The sequence below is a fragment of the Mesorhizobium sp. M0207 genome (assembly GCF_040321995.1).
Lineage (GTDB): Bacteria > Pseudomonadota > Alphaproteobacteria > Rhizobiales > Rhizobiaceae > Mesorhizobium.
On sequence record NZ_JAMYSQ010000005.1, the window covers coordinates 194,628 to 211,201 of the forward strand.

The following is a 16,574-nucleotide window of genomic DNA, read 5'->3' on the forward strand; positions in this document are numbered from 1 at the left end:
AATCTGAGTATTTGAGTCAAGTTATTTTTTGAGCTCGTGCGGGTGCTGGCCCGATACGGTCGGCGACAGCAAAGTGCGACCGGTTTCAGGAAAACCAGCTGCCAATCAGGGAGAAGCGAGCTGCTATGGTTTGAGGCTTCTCGCCACCAGCCGCGCCACGCTTGGGCCGACCAGAAGCACGATCAGGAAGCGTGCCGATTGCAGCGCCATGACGAAGGAGATGTCGACATGCTGTGCGGCGGCGGCGATGATGGCGACGCTGTCCATGCCGCCGGGGCTGGTTGCCAGATAGGCGGTCAGCGGATCGATGCCGAGCAGGCGGCTGATCAGGAAGGCGAGGCCGCCGCAAAAGACGATCAGGGCAATGATCGAGCCGACGATCTGCGGCAGCGCGCGGGCCGCGTGGCGCAGAATGGCCCTGGTGAAATTCAGGCCGATGCTCCAGCCGATCATCGTATAGCTCAAGGCGAGCAGCCAGGGCGGCAACTGCATGGTCACGCCGAGCCCGAGATGGATCACGGTGCCGAAAATGAAGGTGCCGAGGAATAACGGCGACGGCAGCCGGAAAAGCTTTCCGGCGAGGCCGCCAACCAGCGCCACGCCGAATGTTGCGGCCAAGCCTTGCGGGTCTATCGGTGGAAACCAGACGATGCCCGGCACCTCGATGCCCGAGGTGTCGACCCAGAGCTTGGCCACCAGGGCTGCCGTCATCGAGACGCAGATGACGCGCAGATATAGCATAAAGGCGACGAGGCGCTGGTCGGCGCCGAAGGCACCGGCCATAAGCACCATGGCGGTGGCGGCGCCCGGCGACGAGCCCCAGACCGCGGTGGTGCCGGGCAGGATGCGCCAGCGGCTGATCAGCCAGCCGAGCAGGCTGGATGCCGCGACCGTCGCCGTCACGACGCCAAGGAACAGCGGCCATTCCCTGTAGAAGACGGGAAAGATATCGGCCGAGATGGAACTGGCGACCAGGCAGCCGACGACCGCCTGGGCTGAGCCGAACAGAACCCGCGGCACACGCACCGTGGCGCCGTTGGTGCCGGCAGCTATGGCCGCCAGCATCGGTCCGATCAAGAGCGCGGCGGGCAGGGCGGCGAGCTCCAGCGCGCCGGCAAACAGCACCGAGACCACCACCAGGACGGGCCACTGCCAGGCCTTGTGGATCCGCGCCAGGTGCTCGATGGCCGGCGGGTTCGGGGAGGAATCCATAGATGGGCTCTTAGACCGGTCGCGAAAAAATGCGAACCCTTTTTGCGCGGAAAAGGGCTTGGGTGGTAATGGCACCAACCATCCGCAGCGATCCTTCGCGCGCCCCTCTGGCCTACCGGCCTCTCCCTCTATCCCGCCTTCGCCGGTAAGCCGAACCCGCCAACAGGATGCGTCTCCACCTGGAACTCGAAGCCGGCGATGATCGGCCGTGCCTTGGCGATTGCCGCCTGGACTTCGGGCAGCTGCAGCGAAGCCTTGTGGCTTTCGGCGTCGGTCCACACTTCGGTCACCCAGATCGCGTCGGCATCGGCCGGGTCGGTGGCGATGATGTAGTTCAGGCAGCCGGGCATGGCACCGGTGCTGGCGAGCAGGATATCCATCATTGCGTCACGCTGGCCGCGCATCGCCCGCATCTTGCCGATCAGTCCGTACATTCGCTTTGCTCCGTTGAGATGACGCAACCGGGAGTATGCAGTTCGCCGTCTACGGCATCAACTGCCCGCCATTGACCTCGATCACCTGGCCGATGATGTAGCCGCTCAACAGATCGGAGGAGAGGAACAGATAGGCGCCGACACAGTCCTCCGCGGTGCCGGCGCGGCCCTGCGGGATGGTGGCGATCATGCCTTTCATCTGGTCGTCGGTCGAGTAGCGCTCGTGGAAAGGTGTCGCGATCGTGCCGGGCGCCACCGCGTTGACGCGGATGTTGAACCCGATCAGCTCCTTGGCCATGCCGCGCGTGACGTTGGAGACGAAGGCCTTGGCCGAGCCGTAAAGGCCGGCGCCGCCACCGGCGCCGTTGCGCGCGGCGATCGAGGAGGTGTTGACGATGAAGCCGCCCTGCCGCTTCAGCCATGGGATTGCCTTGCGCGAAGCTGTCAGCACGGAACGCGCGTTGAGGTCCATCACCGCGTCGTAATGCGCCTCGGTCTGCTCGGCATAGGGCACGCGGCCGAGCATGCCGCCGGCATTGTTGACGAGGCCGTCGAGCCGGCCGAAATGTTGCGCACTGTCCTCGACGACGCGCTCGACATCGGCGGGGATCGAGAAATCGCCCTGGGCGAGGAACACGTCGCCGCCGCCGTTGCGAATGGTCGCGGCCAGGTTTTCGGCAGCCGCGCGGCTCGAATTGTAATGCAGCGCGACGCGGCATTTCTGCGCGGCATAGGCAAGTGCAAGCGCCGCGCCGATGCCGGTCGAGGCGCCGGTGACCAGGACCGCCTTTCCGGCAAGGTCGGGGATGACCAGAGAGGGGCTGACAAGGGTGGTGGTGGCTGGCACGTCTATTCCTCCGGGGACTCTGCCTGCTCTTCGTAAGCCTTCGCAGTCCTCGCGTTCAAGTCCGTAAAAGTCTAGAGCGGTTCACCGTTTCACGGAAACGGCGAACCGCTCCCTCTTTGTCTTGACGCAATTCCGGACGGAAAACCGTTTCACGCTTTTCCTGGAATTGCCCTATGGCCTGAGATAGGCGTAGCCCTGGCGTTGCAATTCGGCGAGCTTGACGACGCCGCCCCTGTCGGCTGCATGGAAGCCGTCGAGCAGGTCGGCCAGGCCGATATCCATGCCGTGCATGGTGTTGGCGCAGGCGTGCGGGCTGAGCCCATCCTGGACAAGGCCGGCGAACCGCCCGGAAATGGCGGCCGATATGCCCTTCGACTTGAAGGCGGCAAGTGCTGGGCCGTGCACGACAAGCGCGATGTCGACCTTGCCGTCGGTGCCTTCGAAGTGGTTCTTGATGTTGCCGAGCACGAAATTGACCTTGTCGAGATCGCTGAGGTGATAGGCGACCTTTTGCCTTTCCTCTTCGACGGCCTTGACTTCAATGGCTGCCGCCTTGGTGGGGCGCAGCCCGAAAAGCCCGGCGGCCCCGGCAAGACCGACGCGGAAAATATCGCGGCGTCGCATGGCTTTATCTCCATTTATCCGGCCGGCGCAAATTGCATGGCCTCGGCCTCGATCCTAGCATAAATTGAAGCCACGTCTTGTCGGGGCAGGGGGAGCCAGCATGATATCAAGGACCGTGATGGGCGCCGGAGTTGGGGTTGCCTTGCTCACCGCCGTCGCCGGCTCTGCTTTCGCCGATGACACGCTCAAACTCACCGAGCTCAGCCCCGACGGCAAGGACGCCTGCTTCGGCCGCGTCTATGACACCGCGCATCTCAAATCGCATCCGCAGCAGAAGGTGACGCGCATCTTCTTCTATTACGGCCGCGATCCGGTCAGCCGGCCGAACGAGGAGCCAAGCACCGGCGTCGATTCCTCCTACAATGGCTTCATGGCGACGACGGTGCGCGGCGCCAAGGCGCCTGAATGGCTTGGCGGCTGGTGCAGTCATGAGTCGGAGGACGGCAAGACCGGCCCGATCCGTTGCGGCATGGACTGCGACCGCACCATGGCTTCGCTGAAGGTCGACGACAAAGGCCGGCTGATCGTCTCGGACGTGCAGCCCGACCTCTATCTCGACGCTGGATCGGAAGACGAGCTCGGCAAGGCGGAGTACGAAAGGCAGGCGCTGGGCAAGGACGACAACGGCTTCAGGCTCGATCCGATGCCGGCCGCGACCTGCAAGGCGGAGTTCGCGCGCATCGACCCGATCGACCCGGCACTTGGCCCGCCATTGCGCGAGCGGCTGAAGCCGGACCAGCCCTTCTGCTACGGACGCGACTACGACGCCGGGCATCTCGGCTCGCATCCCGACCAGCTGACCCAGTCGATCAGGGTTTTCCGCGGACCGGTCGAGCTGGCGTCTTTCGCCAAGGAGGGCGATCCGGCCAATTGGCCAAGCGGCGCGGATATCGCCGTTTCTGTTACCACGCGGCAGAAATCGGCCAAGGTCACGCAGGTCTATAACTGTCAGGGCGAGGGCGACCAGTGGCGCTGCGCGGCGAGCGCGAAGACGGGTGCTGCGTCCTGTGACATCGCGCAAAGGGAGGTCTTCCTTCGCCGCGGCGCCAACGGCACGATGATGCTGGCCAACCCGAACAGCGGCCTGCCGATCATCGATCTGTGCTCGAAAGCGGCGGAAGGCGACACCAGCTCCGACGACAAGGTCTACCGGCTGGAGCCGATGCCGCAGGCTGCCTGCGGGCTGTAGCAGTTCAGAGACGCGATGCCGGCGGGACAGAGGGGGTGCTGTCCCGCCGACCTCAAGGTTTGGGATGGCGGCGTCCCGCTATCGCCTCACGCGAACGGCACGGCGGTCGTACCTTTGGGCAGTTTCGCTTCGTCGTCGGGTTCGACATGGATGATGACCCGCACGGAAGGGATTTCGGCCTGCAGCGCGTCCTCGATGCGGTCGCAGATGACGTGGCTGGCGCCGACCGACATGTCGGCGTCGACGACCAGGTGGAACTCGATGAAGGTGGCGCGGCCGGCGATGCGCGTCTTCAGGTCGTGGACCTCGAGCGCGCCCTTGCAATTGGCCGAGATGATGTCGCGTATGCGGATATGTTCCTGGGTGTCGACGGCGCGGTCCATCAGCCCGTTCATCGACGAGCCGATGACGTGCCAGCCCTGCCACAGGATGTTCAGCGCCACGATTACCGCAAGAGCCGGATCGAGAACCTGCCAGCCGGTCAGCACGGCGCCGACCAGGCCGATGAACACACCGACCGAGGTCGCCACGTCGGTCATGATGTGCCTGCCGTCGGCAACGAGAGCCGGCGATTTTTCGCTTCGGCCGGTGCGGATCAGCGTCATGGCCCAGACGGCGTTGATGACCGTTGCGACGCCATTGACGGCAAGGCCGGTCCATGGCTTTTCCAGCAGGGCGGGATGCAGCCAGGACCACCAGACCTCGTTGAGGATCAGCAAGGCGGCAAGCACGATCAGCACGCCTTCGAGGACGGCCGAGAAATACTCGGCCTTGTGGTGGCCGAACGGATGGTCCTGGTCGGCTGGCTTGTAGCTGACCTGGATCGCCCAATAGGCGGCGGCAGAGGCAATGACGTTGACGATCGATTCCAGCGCGTCCGAATAAAGCGCGACCGAACCGGTGACGTACCAGGCCACCAGCTTCAGGCCGAGCACGACGCAGGCGACGACGATCGACCAGAAGGCGAGGCTGGCGACCTTCTGCCTGGCGGCGGCTTTGATTTCTGCCGCGGTCACTGGGGAAAAGATCCCAACACAGAGCCCTCGAATTAAGCGGCCTTTTCCTTGGCCTTGCGCGGCAGGTGCGCGACGATGTTCTCGATGATGCGCATGCCGGCATTGTGGCCGAGCGTCATGATCGACTCCGGGTGGAACTGCACTGCGGCGATCGGCTCCTTGCGGTGCTCGAAGGCCATGATGATGCCGTCCTCGGTCTCGGCGGTGACGACAAAACCATCGGGCAGCCGCACCGGATCTGCAAAGATCGAATGATAGCGGCCGACCGTCACCTCCTTGGGCAGGCCGGAGAAGATGATGCCCGGCTTCGACACCCGGATGCGCGACGGCTTGCCGTGCATCGGGATGTGCAATTGGCGCAGCTCGCCGCCATAAGCCTCGGCCAGCGCCTGCAGCCCGAGGCAGACGCCGAAGATCGGCAGGTCGCGCGCACGGGCCCGCTTGATGGTGGCGGCGCAGTCGAAGTCCTTCGGTGTGCCGGGGCCGGGCGACAGCACGACCAGGTTTGGCTTCAGCCGGTCGAAGATCTCGTCCGGCACCGGCGTGCGCACCGTCGAGACGTTGGCGCCGGTCTGGCGGAAATAGTTGGCGAGCGTATGGACGAAGGAGTCCTCGTGGTCGACCAGCAGGATGTTGACGCCGTCGCCGACACGCGCGGTGCTGCGTTCGGTGCTGGCGGCATTGCCTGATTTGGCGTCGCGGATGGCGGAGAGCATGGCGGATGCCTTCAGTTCGGTTTCGGCTTCTTCTTCCTCGGGAATGCTGTCGAAGAGCAGCGTGGCGCCGGCGCGCACCTCGGCGATGCCGTCCTTGATGCGAATGGTGCGAAGCGTCAGGCCGGTGTTCATGTCACCGTTGAAATTGACCATGCCGATCGCCCCGCCATACCAGGCGCGCGGGCTCTTCTCGTTCTGCTCGATGAAGCGCATGGCCCATAATTTCGGCGCGCCGGTGACGGTGACCGCCCAGGCATGCGACAGAAAGGCGTCGAAGGCGTCCATGCCTTCGCGCAGCCGCCCCTCGATGTGGTCGACGGTGTGGATCAGGCGGGAGTACATTTCGATCTGGCGGCGGCCGATGACGCGCACCGAGCCCGGCTCGCAGACCCTCGACTTGTCGTTGCGGTCGACGTCCGAGCACATGGTGAGTTCGGATTCGTCCTTCTTCGAATTGAGCAGCTTCAGGATCTGCTCGCTGTCGGAGATGGCGTCGTCGCCGCGCTTGATGGTACCGGAGATCGGGCAGGTCTCGACGCGGCGGCCGTTGACGCGCACGAACATTTCCGGCGAGGCGCCGATCAGATATTCGCCCTCGCCGAGATTGATGAAGAAGGAATAGGGCGAAGGGTTGATGCTCTTCAGCTTGCGGGAAATCTCGGAGGGCTGGGTTTCGCAGCGTTCGTAGAACATCTGCCCCGGCACCACTTCGAACAGGTCGCCGCGCTCGAAGCTCTTCATCGCCTTGCGTACCAGCTTGGCATATTCGCCGGGCTCGTGGTCGCCGCGCGGCGGGATGCGGTCAGCGGTCCTGAACGGCTCGACGATTTCGTCGCGCGGCAGGCCTTCGGTCGAGAAGCCATCGCCGGAATAGTCGTAGCGGTCGGTCCAGGCCTTGGTCGAATAGTGGTCGACGACGAGGATCTCGTCGGGCAGGAACAGCACGAGATCGCGCTGGCTTGGCTTGCGCTCGAGCTTGTAGTCGACCGGATCGAACTGGAAGGCGAGGTCATAGCCGAAGGCGCCATAGAGGCCGAGATTGGCGTCTTCCTCGGTCTTGAACAAAGCCGTGATGGCGCGCAGCACGGTGAAGACGGAGGGTACGCGGCTGCGTTCCTCCTCGGTGAAGACACGGCCGGGCTTGGCGACCTCGAGGCGGATGAGTTTCTGCGTTGTCTCCGCGATCGTTACGTCGTCAAGACCGGCAAGCGCCTTGCCGATCACCGGCAAAAGCACCTGGCCACGGCTGTTCAAGGCCTCGATGCGCATGGCGCGGCCGTGTGCCGAGATCACCAGCGGCGGATCGATGATGGCGGTGTCCCAGCGCGTATAGCGGCCGGGATATTCGTAATTCGAGGAAAACACGGCGCCGCGGCGCGAATTCAGGCCATCGACATAGCCGTCGATCGCCCCCTCGTAAGGCCGGTCATGGCGCTGGCGGGTAATCGCCACGCCACCCGCCGTGACGAAGCGCTCGGCGCCATTCTCCAGAATTTTCGTCGTCATTGCCGTCTCCATCAGCGTCTTTGGGGCAACGGACCCGGGAATGGCTTGAAAAAACAAATGGCCGCCCGGACATTCCGCTGCGGCCACCCTCTATTGTCACGCGAACGCGTTCGAACAGGCCGCTGTCAGCGAGCCCACCACCAAATGGTCTTGATCGAGCGCATGTTCATGGCGAAATCCATAGCCGCGAAAAGCGGTATGCGCAACAGGTTTGAAAGTCTGTGGGGTGGCTGCCGCTTTCGCAACCCAGCACATGGCCAAGGCCGGCAGTCCTGCCTAGACTCTGCGTTGCCCTGGTGCATGTGCCGCCGCTCCAGAGGCTTGCCGAACTCGGCGTCGCCCGCGTGAGCCATGGTCCGGTGCCGTACCGGCAGATGGCCGAATGGCTGGAGGCCAAGGCGCGACAGGCGATTTCGGGGTAGCCTGGCGGGGTGCGTCAGTCCTCCAGCGTTCCCGACCTTGCATCGGCGCTCGTCCCGTCGCCGACCAGCTTCAAGAGGTCTTCGCCGGCGCGGATGATGCGGCGGGAACGCCGCGTCAGGATGAGGCCCGCCTGCGGCGCCAACACTTCCGTGCGGCCGTCGGGATCGCCGGGCGCGTGGACGATGGTGGCAAGGCGCGCACCCTTGGTGACGCGGTCGCCCGGCTTCACGTCGTAGAGGATCGCGCCCGAGCGGGGCGCCGGCATCATCTCGATGTTTTCGAGCGGCGCGACGAGCCCAACGAAGCTGCCAGGCGCGCGCAGCGCCTGGTCCTGGATTACGCCGCGCGCCACCAGCAGCCGATAGAGCCCTTCGGCATCGGCGCCGGCGAGGGCGCCGTCGACATCGAGTATGCCGCGATATTCGACGGTGGTGGCGACGCGCCGGTGGAGGCGCGCCACGTCGGCCGGGACATTCTGGTACGGCATGATCGAAGCGCCTTCGAAGGTGCCGTCGGGGTCTTCGTCCCACAGCATCACCGCATCGACGCCCATGGCCGCTGCACAATCCGCCATGGCCGGCCACAGGCTGGTGTGGACGTAGAGATAGGCGAGGCCTTCATCGTCGCAATGCAGGTCGAGCACGATGTCGTGGCCAATGGAGAGCTGCAGCAGCCGCGTCTTCAGCCGCTGGTCGACCGTGCCGTGCGCCGGCAGCAGCGTGAGGTCGGGCGCGGCGAGCCGCGGAAAGCCACGGTTGAAATTGGTGCGCGTGCCCAGATGAAAGCGGCCCTGATGGTCGCCGTAGAGATATTGCGCGCGGCCGATCGGATTGGCCCAGGGCACGATGGTCATGTTGCCGGTGATGCGGCCTTCGGCTTCCGCCTTGCTGAGCATCGGCATCAGCGCGTCGATGGCGACGACGCCCGGCAATTCGCCGGCATGAAGTGCCGCCTGCAGATAGGCGGAAGGCGCCGTCTTGTCCGTTCCGGCGAAGCGGAAGATGGGGAATTCGTAGGAAGCGCCTTCGCTGTCGCCGGCGACGCGTTCGATGGACTTCTGCATGGGATGCCTCCGGAAGAAGAGGCGGAACACATGCCCTTTTGCCGCTGGGCTGTCGATTGGTCCAGTCGCTGCCGCTATGGGCGCAAGATTCTACCCGGCCGTCACACCAGCGGCTTGAGTTCCTGGGCGATGGTCGGCAGAAGCTCCGAGACGTTCGGGTGGATGTGCACGGCGCGCGCCAGCGTGCTGACCGGCGCCTTGGCATACATCAGGTCGAGTACGCAGTGCACCGCCTCGTCGCCGCCCGGGCCGAGCACCGAACAGCCGAGGATCTCCCTGGTGTCGGCATCGACCAGGATCTTCATGAAGCCTTGCGTCTCGCCTTTTTCGACTGCACGGCTGACGCGGGTCATTGGCCGCTGGCCGACCAGGGCGCGGCGGCCGGATTTCCTTACCGCGGCTTCGGTCATGCCGCAGCGGCCGAGTGGTGGGTCGATATAGAGCGCATAGGCCTCGATGCGGTCGCTGACCTTGCGCGGATCGTTGTCGAGCAGGTTGGCGGCGACGATCTCGTAATCGTTGTACGAGGTGTGGGTGAAGGCGCCCTTGCCGTTGCAGTCGCCCATCGCCCAGATGCCGGGCACGCTGGTGCGCAACTGGTCGTCGACGACGATGAAGCCGCGTTTGTCGACCTCGACGCCGGCTTTGTCGAGGCCGAGATCGTCGGTGTTTGGCGTGCGGCCGAGCGCCAGCAGCACATGCGAGCCGACCGCAGCCGCCTTGCCTGGCGAGAAGGTCACGGCGATTTCATTGCCTCGCCTGGCGAAGCGGATGTCGTCGGCGCCGAGATGGACGGCAATGGCTTCGTTTTCGAGGATCGACAAAATGGCGTCCGAGACATCCTCGTCCTCGCGACCGATCAGACGCGGGCTTTTTTCGATGACCGTGACTTCGGAACCGAAGCGGCGGAACATCTGCGCGAATTCGAGCGAGACATAGCTGCCGCCGACGACGATGAGATGGCGCGGCAGCACGTCGAGATCCATCATCGAGGAATTGGTCAGGTAAGAGATGCCGTCGATGCCGGGCAGGTCGGGCACCGAGGCGCGCCCGCCGGTGTTGAGGAATATCTTTTCGGCGCTCAGCAGATCGTCGCCGACGCGCACCGTGTTGGCGCTTACGAAGCGCGCATGGCCGCGATAGAGCGTGCATTTGTCCATGCCGGCAATCCAGTCTTCGAGATTGCCGCGGGCGCCGTTGGAGACCTTGTCCTTGCGCGCCTTGATCGCCTTGTAGTTTACGCCGACGGGACCGGACAGCGTCACCCCGTAATCCGCGGCCGAGCGGGCGAGATGCGCGGCATAGGCGCTTGCCACCATCGTTTTGGTCGGCGTGCAGCCGGTGTTGACGCAAGTGCCGCCGACCAGCTTTCGCTCGATCAGCGCCACGCTCATGCCGGCCGCATTCAGCCGGCCGGCGAGCGGTGGGCCGGCCTGCCCGGCACCGACGATGATGGCGTCGAATGTCTTTGCCGTCATGCCGCCGCCGCCGCGATCAGAAGCCCGCCGACGATCGCCACCGCGTCCTCGATGAAGGCGGCCGGCGGGTCCTTGCCGAAGGCGGCGGCCAGGCGTTTACGCGCCTCGGCGCCGCCCAGCGTGCCGATCACCGCGCCGATGGCGCCGGCGATCAGGCCGCCGATGGTGGCGCCGCCGGTGGCGCCGATCACCGCGCCGGTGAAAGCGCCCAAGACGATACGCGTGCCGAATTGCTGCGGCACCTTGCGGCTCGGCGCCGAGGGCAGCTGGTCGGTGACCAGTTCGGCGATGGCCAGGATGGTGAAGATGCCGACGGCGATCCAGTGGCCCATGAAGCTGGCCCAGGTGTCCGCGACCGGCAACCAGCCAAGCCAGGCGCCCCAGGCGACGGCGGCGGGCGCGGTCATCGCGCGAAGCCCGGCAACGATGCCAATCAGGAGTGCAAAAATGTACAGCATGATTGATCCCCTCGATGGCCGGCTTGGGACAGGTCCGAGAGAGCAAGCTACCATAGGTCCGGTATTTGACCAGAGGTGGTGTCGCCGCCGGCGCTTCCGCATTTGCAGCACTTGTGCTTTGGCAAAGATTGAGACTGGAGTTGCGGCCATGGCCGAAAGCGAACGCATGAAAATGGCGGCGGGCGAGTGGTATTGCTGCCTCGATCCGGAACTGGAGGCGTTGCGCATCACGGCGCGAGACGCGGTGTTCGAGCACAACAGCCTGCCGCCCCGGCAGCGTCGCGACATCGGGCCTGGATTGCGGACGCTGCTCGGCGCTGCGGGCGAGGGCGCCCGGATCGAGGCGCAGTTCCACTGCGCTTATGGCTTCAACATCTTTCTCGGCGACCGCGTTTTTCTCAATGCCGGCTGCATCATTCTCGACACGGCGCCAGTGCGCATCGGTAAGGGAACGCTGCTCGGCCCGAATGTGCAGATCTATTGCGCCGAGCACCACAAGGAGGCTGCCGGGCGACGGGCAGGGCTGGAGATCGCCAAGCCGGTCGAGATCGGCGACAATGCCTGGATCGGCGGCAGTGCCGTCATCCTCGGCGGAGTCAGGATCGGCGATGGCGCCATCGTCGGCGCCGGTGCTGTGGTGACGCGCGACGTCGCGGCGAACACCACGGTGGTCGGCAATCCGGCACGGGTAATCAGCAACAACTGAGCACCGTGCTTCTGTTGCCGGTCACGTCCTCGTTCTGATGGACATGGGGGCGGCTATGTCACTTGGCCGGAGGTGGATGCAACCGTGTGTCGAGCGCAAACGCCTCCTGGGTCTTCATGGCGTATGCCCCTCTGGCGAGGCTCGCGTCGAAGATCAGGTTCCAGCTACGCTGCGATACGGCGCTCGGAATCACCACGAACCGGTGCAGTTGCAGAAGATCGTCGCCAAACGCCTGTTGCCCGGAGCTCGGAATGCCCGGGCGCAACCAGTTGGGGTTGGGCACGGCGGCGGGGTCGACGATATGCACATCCGCGACATCGCTGACGATCGCTGCCGTCATGACATGCGCTATCGTGTCGAGCGCCCTGAAGCCCTTATGAACCGCAACCTCGAGGATCGCAGTCGACGGATCGATCGAGCAGTAGACGGCGCGCACGCCCTTGCTGTTCCAGCGTCCGCCCACCCTGTATGCGCCCTCGCCACTATCCCATGTAGACGCAAACGCGACTTGATCGAGGCGCCATCCGATGAGGTCGGAGCCACCAAGCGCCGCCGGCAGCGGCGTCATGCATAAACGCCATATTCAAGCCGTTCCAGATAGTCTTCTACAAGCTCGATCCCCGCCGGCGTCGCCAGAAGGTCGATTGGACGACGCTGGTCGAGCCCAATCGCCGACCGCTCCAGCCATTGCTCTGCCTCCGCCTGCGAACCGAACACGTCGGTCGCTTTCGACAGGATCTCCGCGAACTTCCAGGTTCGTCCGCTCTGGTCCCGACTGAGCGGCTTGGACGGAGCATCCTTGCGGCGCTGGTAGGTGCGCAGGCTCATGCCGACGGCCTTCTCCAGCGAATCGGTCTTCTGGATGAAGACGAGTTGCCCGATAAGATGGTCCAGCGCTGAAGCCGGCAGGCCGTGCAGAAGCAACTCGTGGGCATCCAAAGCGCTGCTGAGGCGCCTTGCCAGAATGCGGCTGCCGCCTAGCAATTTCGCCACCTTCTGAAGTTCATTGTTTTTTGCTGCTGGCGCAGCCTTTTCCAATGCCATCACCACGGCGAGCCTCTTCGCGTCATCTGTCGCTTTAATATATGACAGATGACGCAGAGCCTTTCAAGCACGACAGGATCGAGAGCAGGGCAATCGCTTCGAGAGAAAAGATAGCCGACTCGGGCCAGATGGCAGTCCAACGTCGGCCTGAAGCGATTGCCCTGGAATCGAGCGCGAGCCGAATTTCACCTCGGCATGTGCGCCACGCGCTCCTCCTGAGCACTCCTCGAGAATTCGCGCCGGTACTGCGCCGGCGAGGTTCTGAGGCGCGCTGCGAAGTGCTGGCGCAGCGAGGTAGCGCTGCCGAAGCCGGCCTCGAAGGCAACCGTGTCCATCGATTTTTCCGTTGCTTCCAGCAGCCGCTGCGCCAGCTGGACGCGCTGGTCGGTCAGCCAGTCGCCGAAACTTGTGCCGATCGTTTTCTGGAAACGGCGCGTGAACGTCCGGCGGGTGAGGCCAGCGAGACCGGCAACGCTGTCCAGACTGTGCGGATCACCCAGGGTTTTGCGCACCGTTTCGAGAGCCTGGGTAAAGCGGTCCGCATTGCCGGTCCTGGCGATGGGACGTTCGATGAATTGCGCCTGCCCGCCCTGCCTATGCGGAGAAAGCACGATCTGCCGGGCAAGGCGAAGTGCCGCCTCGGCGCCGTAACGAGCCCGTACGACGTGCAGGCAGCAGTCGAGCCCGGCGGCGACGCCGGCGGATGTCACGACATCGCCATTGTCGATGTAGAGCACTTCCGGTTCGACGAGAATGTCGGGATAGAGTTCCTGCAGCTGATCCGCGTAGGCCCAGTGCGTCGCCGCTCGCCGCCCCGAAAGCAGTCCGGTCGCCGCAACAGCGAACGTTCCCAAGCACAGTCCGACGATCAGCGCGCCGCGCTCGTGCGCGCCAAGCAACGCGTCGATCAATGCGGCTGGAGGCGAGCTCCCGAGATCCTTCCAGCTTGGCACGATGACGATGTCGGCGTCATTGAGCGCGGAAAGCCCGTGCGGGACGCTGATGGTCAGCCCGGCATCGGTGCGGATCGGCCCGTCCTCAATCGCGCAGACCCGGAAGTCGAAGCGCGGCAGGCCGAGCTCCGTGCGATCCGCGCCGAACACGAGACACGGCACGGAGAGATGAAACGGGCTGATGCCATCGAAGGCGATGGCGGCAACGGCAGGATCGGTCATGGGAGCTCCAGCAACGGGTGAGGCCGATTGTCCCAATTCTTTCGAATAATGTCAATCGGGACACTTTTTGCAATCCGGTGCCGAGCTTATCGTCCACCCATCAATGTCCAACGGGAAAGGAAAACCCCATGTCGCAACCAGCCAAAGGCAAAGCTCCGCGCCGCGCCCTCATCGTCATCGATGTTCAAAACGACTATGATGGCGGCAACCTCGCCATCCAGCATCCGCCCTTCCGCGACAGCGTCGTCAATGTCGCGCGAGCGATGGACGCGGCCACCGAGGCAGGTGTCAAGGTGGTGGTCATCAAACAGTTGGCGCCGGAAACCTCACCGGTCTTCGCCAAGGGCAGCCATGGCGCCGAGTTGCACCCGGAAATCGCCAGGCGAGACCGCGACCACTACATCGAAAAGAACTTGCCCAGCGCCTTCACCGGCACGGACCTCGAGGAGTGGCTGCGCGCCAACTCTATCGATACGATCACGGTCATCGGCTACATGACTCACAATTGCGATCTGTCGACGGTCATCCACGCCGTGCATATGGGCTTCGAGGTCGAGTTCCTGTCGGACGCAACGGGGTCGTTGCCGTACGCCAACAGCGCCGGTTACGCTTCGGGGGAGGAAATCCATCGCGTCGTGACGATCGTATTGCAGTCGCGCTTCGCGGCCGTTCTCAAAACCGCCGAGTGGATCGATTGTCTGAAGACCGGCGTGGTACCCCAGCACGACACACCCTATGCCTCCAACCAGCGCGCGCTGGCGCGAAGCGCGGCGTAGGGACGAGATCGTCGCGAAGACGCCAAAAAGGGCGCCGCAGCGTTGCGGCGCCCTTTGCCGTTCAAGCGTTGATTATCCCTAAAACAGGCCTTCGATCTGGCCCATTTCGTTCAGGAAAATCTTTTCCGAGGATGGCGCTTTGGGCAGGCCGGGCATGGTCATCACCTCGCCGCAGATGATGACGACGAAGCCGGCGCCGGCAGACAGTCTGACCTCGCGCACCGGTACGGTGTGGCCGGTCGGCGCGCCGCGCAGATTCGGATCGGTGGAGAAGGAATATTGCGTCTTGGCCATGCAGACCGGCAAATGACCGTAGCCGGCGTGCTCCCAGGCGTGGAGCTGGTCGCGCACCGATTTGTCGGCGATCGCTTCCGAACCGCGATAGATGCGCTGGACGATGGTGTTGATCTTCTCGAACAGCGGCATGGCGTCGGGATACAGCGGGGCAAATTGCGACGCGCCGGATTCGGCCAACGCCACGACTCTTTTGGCCAGTTCCTCGATACCGGCCGATCCCTGGGCCCAGTGCTTGCACAGGATCGCCTCTTCGCCCATCGAGGCGACGTAGTCCTTCATCGCCTGGATCTCGGCCTCTGTGTCGGAGTAGAAATGGTTGATGGCGACCACAGCCGGCACACCGAACTGGCGGATGTTCTCGATGTGGCGGCCGAGATTCGCACATCCCTTCTTGACCGCCTCGACGTTCTCCTTGCCGAGGTCCTCCTTCTTGACGCCGCCATTCATCTTCATGGCGCGAACCGTGGCGACGATGACCGCCGCGGCGGGCCTCAGGCCGGCCTTGCGGCATTTGATGTCGAAGAACTTTTCGGCACCGAGATCGGCGCCGAAACCGGCTTCGGTGACGACGTAGTCGGCAAGCTTCAGCGCCGTCGTCGTGGCAACGACGGAGTTGCAGCCATGCGCGATGTTGGCGAAGGGGCCGCCATGCACGAAGGCCGGGTTGTTCTCCAGCGTCTGCACGAGATTGGGCTGCATGGCATCCTTCAAGAGTACGGCCATGGCGCCGTCGGCCTTGAGGTCGCGCGCATAGACGGCCGACTTGTCGCGGCGATAGGCGACGATGATGTCGCCGAGGCGCCTTTCCAGGTCCTTCAGGTCGGTTGACAGGCACAGGATGGCCATGACTTCCGAGGCGACTGTGATGTCAAAACCGGCCTCGCGCGGGAAACCGTTGGCGACGCCGCCGAGCGAACAGATGATCTCGCGCAGCGACCGGTCGTTCATGTCCATGACGCGGCGCCAGACGACGCGGCGGGTATCGATGCCGAGCTCGTTGCCCCAATAGATGTGGTTGTCGATCAGCGCCGACAGCAGATTATGCGCGGTGGTGATGGCATGGAAATCGCCGGTGAAGTGGAGGTTCATGTCCTCCATCGGCACGACCTGCGCGTAGCCACCGCCGGCGGCACCGCCCTTGACGCCGAAATTCGGTCCGAGCGAAGCCTCGCGGATGCAGACGATGGCCTTCTTGCCGAGGCGGTTGAGGCCATCGCCCAAGCCCACCGTCGTCGTCGTCTTGCCTTCGCCGGCCGGTGTCGGGTTGATGGCGGTGACGAGGATCAGCTTGCCATCCTTGTTGCCCTTCACCGACTTGATGAACTCGGCCGAGATCTTCGCCTTGTCGTGGCCGTAGGGCAGAAGATGTTCGCTCGGAATGCCGATCTTCTGGCCGATCTCCTGGATCTGCTTCTTCCTGGCGCCGCGCGCGATCTCGATGTCGGACTTCACTTCGGCCATGGACGACTTCCCTCTGAATTGGACGGATTTGACTAGTGTGGTCGCAAGAATAGCCCGGCATTGCAGGCGCGGGCATGTTCTACCCCTGTCGCTGCCGCGGCGTCAACTTTCATGCAACTATGTTTCCTGCGAAGAAAATGCCTCTGCGG

Annotated in this window: 16 protein-coding genes; 3 read left to right on the forward strand and 13 right to left on the reverse strand. The window is 64.2% G+C overall.

What is annotated here, in order from left to right; all coding sequences use genetic code 11:
• Positions 1-123 precede the first annotated feature (123 nt).
• The 4 genes from NKJ15_RS10860 to NKJ15_RS10875 form a co-directional block, all read right to left on the reverse strand.
• On the reverse strand, positions 124-1,212 hold the full coding sequence (locus NKJ15_RS10860) for an AbrB family transcriptional regulator (protein ID WP_352815233.1): 1,089 nt from the start codon (positions 1,210-1,212) through the stop codon (positions 124-126).
• 128 nt (positions 1,213-1,340) lie between these two features.
• Positions 1,341-1,646 carry a putative quinol monooxygenase gene (locus NKJ15_RS10865; protein ID WP_352683881.1) on the reverse strand — a complete coding sequence of 102 codons (306 nt, stop codon included), beginning with the start codon at positions 1,644-1,646 and terminating at the stop codon, positions 1,341-1,343.
• A gap of 49 nt (positions 1,647-1,695) precedes the next feature.
• Entirely contained in the window at positions 1,696-2,493 is a 798-nt protein-coding gene (locus NKJ15_RS10870) for an SDR family NAD(P)-dependent oxidoreductase (protein ID WP_352478045.1), read from the reverse strand.
• Positions 2,494-2,664: 171 nt separating this feature from the next.
• On the reverse strand, positions 2,665-3,117 hold the full coding sequence (locus NKJ15_RS10875; protein ID WP_352450551.1) for a DsrE family protein: 453 nt from the start codon (positions 3,115-3,117) through the stop codon (positions 2,665-2,667).
• 100 nt (positions 3,118-3,217) lie between these two features.
• Between NKJ15_RS10875 and NKJ15_RS10880 the strand changes: the two genes are divergently transcribed.
• Positions 3,218-4,306, forward strand: coding sequence for a hypothetical protein (locus NKJ15_RS10880; RefSeq protein WP_352815235.1), 1,089 nt, complete (start codon positions 3,218-3,220; stop codon positions 4,304-4,306).
• A gap of 86 nt (positions 4,307-4,392) precedes the next feature.
• Here the strand turns inward: NKJ15_RS10880 and NKJ15_RS10885 are convergent, their stop codons facing one another.
• The 5 genes from NKJ15_RS10885 to NKJ15_RS10905 all read right to left on the reverse strand — a co-directional run bounded on the left by NKJ15_RS10885 (position 4,393) and on the right by NKJ15_RS10905 (position 10,966).
• Positions 4,393-5,322 carry a cation diffusion facilitator family transporter gene (locus NKJ15_RS10885; protein WP_502906655.1) on the reverse strand — a complete coding sequence of 310 codons (930 nt, stop codon included), beginning with the start codon at positions 5,320-5,322 and terminating at the stop codon, positions 4,393-4,395.
• A 32-nt stretch (positions 5,323-5,354) separates the two neighbouring features.
• Positions 5,355-7,544 (reverse strand): anthranilate synthase, encoded by a 2,190-nt coding sequence (locus NKJ15_RS10890; protein WP_352540981.1) that lies wholly within the window; start codon positions 7,542-7,544, stop codon positions 5,355-5,357.
• 436 nt (positions 7,545-7,980) lie between these two features.
• Positions 7,981-9,030, reverse strand: coding sequence for a M14 family metallopeptidase (locus tag NKJ15_RS10895; RefSeq protein WP_352815237.1), 1,050 nt, complete (start codon positions 9,028-9,030; stop codon positions 7,981-7,983).
• A 101-nt stretch (positions 9,031-9,131) separates the two neighbouring features.
• Positions 9,132-10,508, reverse strand: coding sequence for an FAD-containing oxidoreductase (locus tag NKJ15_RS10900; protein WP_352815239.1), 1,377 nt, complete (start codon positions 10,506-10,508; stop codon positions 9,132-9,134).
• Positions 10,505-10,966 carry a DUF4126 domain-containing protein gene (locus NKJ15_RS10905; RefSeq protein WP_352450545.1) on the reverse strand — a complete coding sequence of 154 codons (462 nt, stop codon included), beginning with the start codon at positions 10,964-10,966 and terminating at the stop codon, positions 10,505-10,507. The genes NKJ15_RS10900 and NKJ15_RS10905 overlap by 4 nt, the downstream gene beginning before the upstream one ends.
• Before the next feature lie 148 nt (positions 10,967-11,114).
• Between NKJ15_RS10905 and NKJ15_RS10910 the strand changes: the two genes are divergently transcribed.
• Positions 11,115-11,672 carry a sugar O-acetyltransferase gene (locus NKJ15_RS10910; protein WP_352450544.1) on the forward strand — a complete coding sequence of 186 codons (558 nt, stop codon included), beginning with the start codon at positions 11,115-11,117 and terminating at the stop codon, positions 11,670-11,672.
• A 58-nt stretch (positions 11,673-11,730) separates the two neighbouring features.
• On the opposite strand, the gene NKJ15_RS10915 is transcribed toward NKJ15_RS10910, so the two are convergent.
• The 3 genes from NKJ15_RS10915 to NKJ15_RS10925 all read right to left on the reverse strand — a co-directional run bounded on the left by NKJ15_RS10915 (position 11,731) and on the right by NKJ15_RS10925 (position 13,891).
• The gene (locus NKJ15_RS10915) at positions 11,731-12,240 is read right to left on the reverse strand and encodes an RES family NAD+ phosphorylase (RefSeq protein WP_352683895.1); all 510 of its coding nucleotides are present in this window, start codon (positions 12,238-12,240) and stop codon (positions 11,731-11,733) included.
• Positions 12,237-12,716, reverse strand: a complete 480-nt coding sequence (gene parS / locus NKJ15_RS10920; RefSeq protein WP_352683966.1) for a type II RES/Xre toxin-antitoxin system antitoxin — start codon at positions 12,714-12,716, stop codon at positions 12,237-12,239. Before parS ends, NKJ15_RS10915 begins: the two co-directional genes overlap by 4 nt.
• A 185-nt stretch (positions 12,717-12,901) precedes the next feature.
• On the reverse strand, positions 12,902-13,891 hold the full coding sequence (locus NKJ15_RS10925; RefSeq protein ID WP_352815242.1) for a helix-turn-helix domain-containing protein: 990 nt from the start codon (positions 13,889-13,891) through the stop codon (positions 12,902-12,904).
• Between the two features lie 128 nt (positions 13,892-14,019).
• Here NKJ15_RS10925 and NKJ15_RS10930 point away from each other — a divergent pair, with 128 nt between their 5' ends.
• Positions 14,020-14,667 (forward strand): cysteine hydrolase family protein, encoded by a 648-nt coding sequence (locus tag NKJ15_RS10930; RefSeq protein ID WP_352540986.1) that lies wholly within the window; start codon positions 14,020-14,022, stop codon positions 14,665-14,667.
• 78 nt (positions 14,668-14,745) lie between these two features.
• Here the strand turns inward: NKJ15_RS10930 and NKJ15_RS10935 are convergent, their stop codons facing one another.
• Positions 14,746-16,425 carry a formate--tetrahydrofolate ligase gene (locus NKJ15_RS10935; protein WP_352815244.1) on the reverse strand — a complete coding sequence of 560 codons (1,680 nt, stop codon included), beginning with the start codon at positions 16,423-16,425 and terminating at the stop codon, positions 14,746-14,748.
• Positions 16,426-16,574 lie beyond the last annotated feature (149 nt).

What these genes read in the sequence shown, in the direction of transcription:
- NKJ15_RS10860 (WP_352815233.1), bottom strand. Translation starts at nt 1,212, where the DNA reads ATGGATTCCTCCCCGAACCCGCCGGCCATCGAGCACCTGGCGCGGATC.
- NKJ15_RS10865 (WP_352683881.1), bottom strand. Translation starts at nt 1,646, where the DNA reads ATGTACGGACTGATCGGCAAGATGCGGGCGATGCGCGGCCAGCGTGAC.
- NKJ15_RS10875 (WP_352450551.1), bottom strand. Translation starts at nt 3,117, where the DNA reads ATGCGACGCCGCGATATTTTCCGCGTCGGTCTTGCCGGGGCCGCCGGG.
- NKJ15_RS10880 (WP_352815235.1), top strand. Translation starts at nt 3,218, where the DNA reads ATGATATCAAGGACCGTGATGGGCGCCGGAGTTGGGGTTGCCTTGCTC.
- NKJ15_RS10890 (WP_352540981.1), bottom strand. Translation starts at nt 7,544, where the DNA reads ATGACGACGAAAATTCTGGAGAATGGCGCCGAGCGCTTCGTCACGGCG.
- NKJ15_RS10895 (WP_352815237.1), bottom strand. Translation starts at nt 9,030, where the DNA reads ATGCAGAAGTCCATCGAACGCGTCGCCGGCGACAGCGAAGGCGCTTCC.
- NKJ15_RS10900 (WP_352815239.1), bottom strand. Translation starts at nt 10,508, where the DNA reads ATGACGGCAAAGACATTCGACGCCATCATCGTCGGTGCCGGGCAGGCC.
- NKJ15_RS10905 (WP_352450545.1), bottom strand. Translation starts at nt 10,966, where the DNA reads ATGCTGTACATTTTTGCACTCCTGATTGGCATCGTTGCCGGGCTTCGC.
- NKJ15_RS10910 (WP_352450544.1), top strand. Translation starts at nt 11,115, where the DNA reads ATGGCCGAAAGCGAACGCATGAAAATGGCGGCGGGCGAGTGGTATTGC.
- NKJ15_RS10915 (WP_352683895.1), bottom strand. Translation starts at nt 12,240, where the DNA reads ATGACGCCGCTGCCGGCGGCGCTTGGTGGCTCCGACCTCATCGGATGG.
- parS (WP_352683966.1), bottom strand. Translation starts at nt 12,716, where the DNA reads ATGGCATTGGAAAAGGCTGCGCCAGCAGCAAAAAACAATGAACTTCAG.
- NKJ15_RS10925 (WP_352815242.1), bottom strand. Translation starts at nt 13,891, where the DNA reads ATGACCGATCCTGCCGTTGCCGCCATCGCCTTCGATGGCATCAGCCCG.
- NKJ15_RS10930 (WP_352540986.1), top strand. Translation starts at nt 14,020, where the DNA reads ATGTCGCAACCAGCCAAAGGCAAAGCTCCGCGCCGCGCCCTCATCGTC.
- NKJ15_RS10935 (WP_352815244.1), bottom strand. Translation starts at nt 16,425, where the DNA reads ATGGCCGAAGTGAAGTCCGACATCGAGATCGCGCGCGGCGCCAGGAAG.